Genomic DNA, 4676 nt, shown 5'->3' with positions numbered 1-4676 from the left:
TGATGCCTTCAAAACCACGCTGGCGGGATATGGCATGTCCGAAGCCATGACGCAGGGTGTGGTCGATATGATGGTGGCGAAGAGCGAGGGGCTTGATAACTCCCAACCACGCACAGCACAGGCCACAAGCGTTACCAGCTTTCGGCAGTGGTGCATGGATGTATTGAGGCCGATACTCCAAAATTAGAGGCATTTCGGATCAATAAAATATACCCAGAGCGTTTTCCGATCACTATGGCTCACTTCAAAACGCTCTAACTCTTTATTTGCTAAGCAAAGGCTAGTTGTGGGTGATTCCACCCGCTTAGGATTTGCGCTGAGCGCAGCAACCGACGGCCTTGGCCTGCCAAGTGCGCCGGTTGCTGTGTAAGGCAAGGGGTGCTGTCTAAACTTATCCACTCACACGAGCGGATTAAACGCCGCCAACTCCCGCCAGCGCCGACAGGCGACCTGATGGTCGGCGGTAACGGGTTCGACGGCGGGGCGCTCCCCGGCGCAGGCATCTTGTGCGTCTGGGCAGCGGGTACGAAAGGTGCAGCCGCTGGGCGGGTTGAGCGGCGAGGGCAGGTCGCCGGTCAGCACGATCCGTTTGCGGGCGCGTTCCTTCTCCGGGTCGGGCATCGGCACGGCGGAGATGAGGGCGCGGGTATAGGGGTGGCGCGGGGCAGTGAACACTTCTTCCGCTGGCCCCATTTCCACCAATCGGCCCAAATAGAGCACTGCAATCCGGTGGCTGATATGCTTCACCACCGACAGATTATGGGAAATGAAGATCAGCGACAGGCCGAGTTCCTTTTGCAGATCGATCAGCAAGTTGATGATCTGCGACTGGATCGACACGTCCAGCGCCGACACGGGCTCGTCGCACACCACCAGCTTCGGGCGCAGAATCATCGCACGGGCGATGCCGATGCGCTGGCACTGGCCGCCGGAAAACTCGTGCGGGTAGCGGTTGACGTGATGGGGCGACAGGCCGACGCGGGCCATGATCTCGCGCACGCGGCGGCGGATTTCGTCTTTGCCCAGGGACTTATGAAACGTCACCAGGGGTTCGGCGATAATCTGTTCCACCGTCATGCGCGGGTCGAGCGCCGCCAACGGGTCTTGGAAAATGATCGTCATATCCTTGCGCACGTCGCGCATGGCTTTCGATCCCAAGGCCTGCATGTCTTTACCCAGCCACAGGGCTTTGCCGCCGCTGGGTTCGATCAGGCGCAACACCGCGCGCCCGAGGGTAGATTTACCGCAGCCGGATTCGCCGACGACGCCCAAGGTTTCCCCCGGCATCAGATCGAAGCTGATACCATCAACGGCTTTCAGCGCGCGGGGTTCAGAGAAAAAGCCGCCGCCGGGCAGGGCGAATTCGACCCGCAGGTCGCGGACGGCAAGAAGTGGGGCGGTGCTCATGCCGCATCCTCCAGCAAGAAGCAGGTACAGCCGCGCTGTCCACCCAGGTCTTTATAGGCCGGGCGCTCGCTTTGGCAGCGGTCGAAGGCTTGCGGGCAGCGCGGGGCGAAGGCACAGCCCTTCGGCAGGTTTTGCAGATTGGGCGGTTGGCCCTTGATGGTGGGGAGCAGCGAGCGGGCCTCGGTATCGAAGCTCGGCATCGCCGCCAGCAGCCCCTTGGTATAGGGGTGCTTTGGCGCGTAGAAAATTTCGTTCACCGGCCCCTGTTCGACAATCCGGCCGCCGTACATGACGATCACCCGGTCGCAGAGCCCGGCGATGACGCCAAGATCATGGGTAATCATGCAGAGGGCGGTTTTGAGATTGTCTTTTTGCAGATCGACGAAGAGATCGAGAATCTGCGCCTGCACGGTCACGTCGAGCGCCGTTGTCGGCTCGTCGGCGATCAAGAGATCGGGCGAGCAGAGCAGGGCCATCGCAATCATCACCCGCTGGCGCATCCCGCCGGAAAACTCGTGCGGGTACATATCGAAGCGCCGGTCCACATCGGCAATGCCAACGCGGGCGAGCATGTTCTTCGCCTGCACCCGCGCTTGCTCTTCGGAGAGATGCTGATGCTGAACCAATACTTCGGTAAGCTGGCGCGAGACGCGCAGATACGGGTTGAGGCAGGTCATGGGATCTTGGAAGATCATCGCCATTTCCTTGCCGCGAATTTTGTTGAGTTCATCGGGCGGCAGGTTCAGCACCTCGCGCCCATTAAGCTTCACCGAGCCGGAGGCTTTGCCGTTGAGCGCCAGCAGCCCCATGATCGACATGAAGGTTTGCGATTTCCCCGAACCGCTTTCCCCAACAATGCCGACGCGCTCGCCCGAGCGGATGGAAAAGCCAACTGAATTGACGGCAGAAACCTCGCCGTCGGGGGTTGCAAAGCGGGTGGTGAGGTCCGTTACCTCAAGAACAGTTTGGGTCATGTCAGCGATCCTTTGGATCGAGAGCATCGCGCAGCCCGTCGCCCAAGAAATTGAGCGCAAACAGCGTGGTGGCGAGGAAGGCGGCGGGGAAGATCAGAATCCAGGATTGGTCTTCCATCACCTTCGTGCCTTCCGAAATCAGCACGCCCCAACTCGTCATCGGCTCCTGCACCCCGAGGCCGAGGAACGACAGGAAGCTTTCGATGAGAATGACGCGCGGCACGGTCAGCGTTGCATAAACGATGACGGGGCCGAGGGCATTGGGGATGATGTGGCGGCGAATGATGGTGGCATCGCTCACGCCGACGGCGCGGGCGGCTTCCACGAACTCGCGGCGCTTCAGGCTCAGGGTTTGGCCGCGCACAATCCGCGCCATGTCGAGCCATTCCACCGCGCCAATGGCAAGGAAGATCAAGATGATGTTCCGGCCAAAAAACACGAACAGCAGAATGACAAAGAACATGAACGGCAGCGAATAGAGAATATCCACAATCCGCATCATGACGTTATCGACGCGCCCGCCGACATAGCCCGCCACCGCGCCATAGGTAACGCCGATGAGCAGGCTGACGAGCGTGGCGACAATCCCGACCAGCAGCGAAATCCGCGCGCCGTAAAGCGTGCGCACGAACATGTCGCGGCCATTCACATCGGTGCCGAACAGGTGCCAGTTGGAAAGATTTGGGGCAGTGCCCATTTCGTCCCAATAGACCGTATCGTAATTATGCGGCGAGATATTGGGGCCGAGGATGGCGAGGAGCGCAATGATCCCGAGCAGGATCAGCCCGGCGAGGGCAGCGTGATTGCGCCGCAGCCGCCGCCACGCGTCTTGCCACAGGCTGCGCCCGGCGATTTCCGCTTCAACAGCGAGAGGAGTAGCGCTGGTCATTCGAACCGCACCTTCGGGTCAAGAAGGCCGTAGAGCAAATCGACAGCCAGATTAAACAGGAGGATCAACGCCGCGTAGAGCACGACCATGCCCATCACCAGCGTATAATCGCGGTTCAGCGCTCCCAGCACAAAGTAGCGGCCAATGCCGGGAATGCCGAAAATCGATTCGATGACGACCGAACTGACGATGGCCGAGGCCGTTGCCGGGCCGAGGTAGGAGACCACCGGCATCAGCGACGCCTTTAGCGCGTGCCGGGCCAGAATCAGCCGGTTCGGCAGGCCTTTCGAGCGGGCGGTACGAATGTAGTTCGAGCGCAGCACTTCGATCGTGGACGCGCGGGTGAGGCGCGCGACATAGGCGATTTTCGGTAGGGCTAAGGCAAAGAGCGGCAGAATTATCTGCTCCGGCTTGCCCCAACCGCCGACCGGCAACCAACCGAGATGCACCCCAAGCAGCAGGGTCAGCAATGGAGCCATCACGAAATTCGGCACGGCGATGCCCGCCATTGCCCCGACCATAACGATATGATCGATGCGGGTATTTTGCCGAAAGGCGGCGATCATACCGATGACGATGCCCGAGAGCGAGGCGATCAAGACCGAGCCCAGCGCCAGACCGAGCGAAATCGGCAAGCCCTTTACGATCAACTGACCAACCGTAAAATCCTGATACTTGAACGAGGGGCCGAAGTCCCCCTGCGCCAGCCCGATCAAATAGCGTCCAAACTGCATATAAAGCGGCTCATCAAGATGATAGGCGGCGCGCAGATTGGCTTCGATGGCGGGGGCAAGCTGGCGGTCGCTGTCAAACGGGCCGCCGGGGGCAACCCGCATCATGAAGAAGGAGATAGCGATCGCGATAAAAAGCGTTGGCACCGCGCTGAGAACGCGGCTTAGCACGAAACGGTTCATGGGAATCCTCCACCGGGGGCACATAGGTCCCCCAGGGGCGCAAGAGCGACCGGAGTGAAATCCGACCAAAAGGAGCAGAGCGGCCGGAATGAAATCCCGGCCGCTCAACCCTATCGGAAGCTTAAGCGCGCCTTAGTTGGCGGCGATTTCCATCCAGCGCGTGCGATGAATATCCTTCGTGTTCGAGACGAAGCCCTTCAGCTTCTGCGACACGAGGTTCTTCGACACGTAGAAATAGATCGGCATCAGACCGTCTTGCTCGATACCGATCTTTTCGGCCTTCGCCATCACTTCGGCGCGCTTCTTGAGATCGGTGATCGTGCCTGCTTCGATCATCAGCTTGTCGAATTCAGGATTCGAGAACTTGCCGTAGTTGTTGGAGCCCGTGCGGGTTTCCAACAAGAACAGGAAGTTTTGCGCATCGTTATAATCGGCGATCCAGCCCGCGCGGCCAACCTGGAAAGTACCGTCGCGCAGCGTGTTATAATGAAC

5 protein-coding genes and 1 pseudogene are annotated in these 4676 nt (G+C 59.9%); 1 reads left to right on the top strand and 5 read right to left on the bottom strand.

Going from position 1 to position 4676, the window contains the following annotated elements; translation table 11 throughout:
- Nucleotides 1–187 (top strand): hypothetical protein (locus VZ95_RS26790; RefSeq protein ID WP_045775304.1); only part of this gene is annotated, 187 nt, incomplete at its 5' end.
- 212 nt (nt 188–399) lie between these two features.
- Here the strand turns inward: VZ95_RS26790 and VZ95_RS07510 are convergent.
- The 5 genes and pseudogenes from VZ95_RS07510 to VZ95_RS25310 form a co-directional block, all read right to left on the bottom strand.
- Entirely contained in the window at nt 400–1407 is a 1008-nt protein-coding gene (locus tag VZ95_RS07510; RefSeq protein WP_045775303.1) for an ABC transporter ATP-binding protein, read from the bottom strand.
- Nucleotides 1404–2381: an ABC transporter ATP-binding protein gene (locus VZ95_RS07505; protein ID WP_045775302.1), complete on the bottom strand. Its 978-nt coding sequence runs from the start codon at nt 2379–2381 to the stop codon at nt 1404–1406. The genes VZ95_RS07510 and VZ95_RS07505 overlap by 4 nt, the downstream gene beginning before the upstream one ends.
- A 1-nt stretch (nt 2382) precedes the next feature.
- On the bottom strand, nt 2383–3270 hold the full coding sequence (locus tag VZ95_RS07500; protein WP_045775301.1) for an ABC transporter permease subunit: 888 nt from the start codon (nt 3268–3270) through the stop codon (nt 2383–2385).
- Nucleotides 3267–4184, bottom strand: a complete 918-nt coding sequence (locus VZ95_RS07495) for an ABC transporter permease subunit (protein ID WP_045775300.1) — start codon at nt 4182–4184, stop codon at nt 3267–3269. Before VZ95_RS07495 ends, VZ95_RS07500 begins: the two co-directional genes overlap by 4 nt.
- 132 nt (nt 4185–4316) lie before the next feature.
- A pseudogene (locus tag VZ95_RS25310) lies at nt 4317–4676 on the bottom strand (peptide ABC transporter substrate-binding protein); the annotation flags it as partial.

The organism is Elstera litoralis (assembly GCF_000963705.1).
Lineage (GTDB): Bacteria > Pseudomonadota > Alphaproteobacteria > Elsterales > Elsteraceae > Elstera > Elstera litoralis.
Note: the sequence above shows the minus strand (reverse complement) of the source record. Positions and strands in the feature narration are given on the sequence as shown.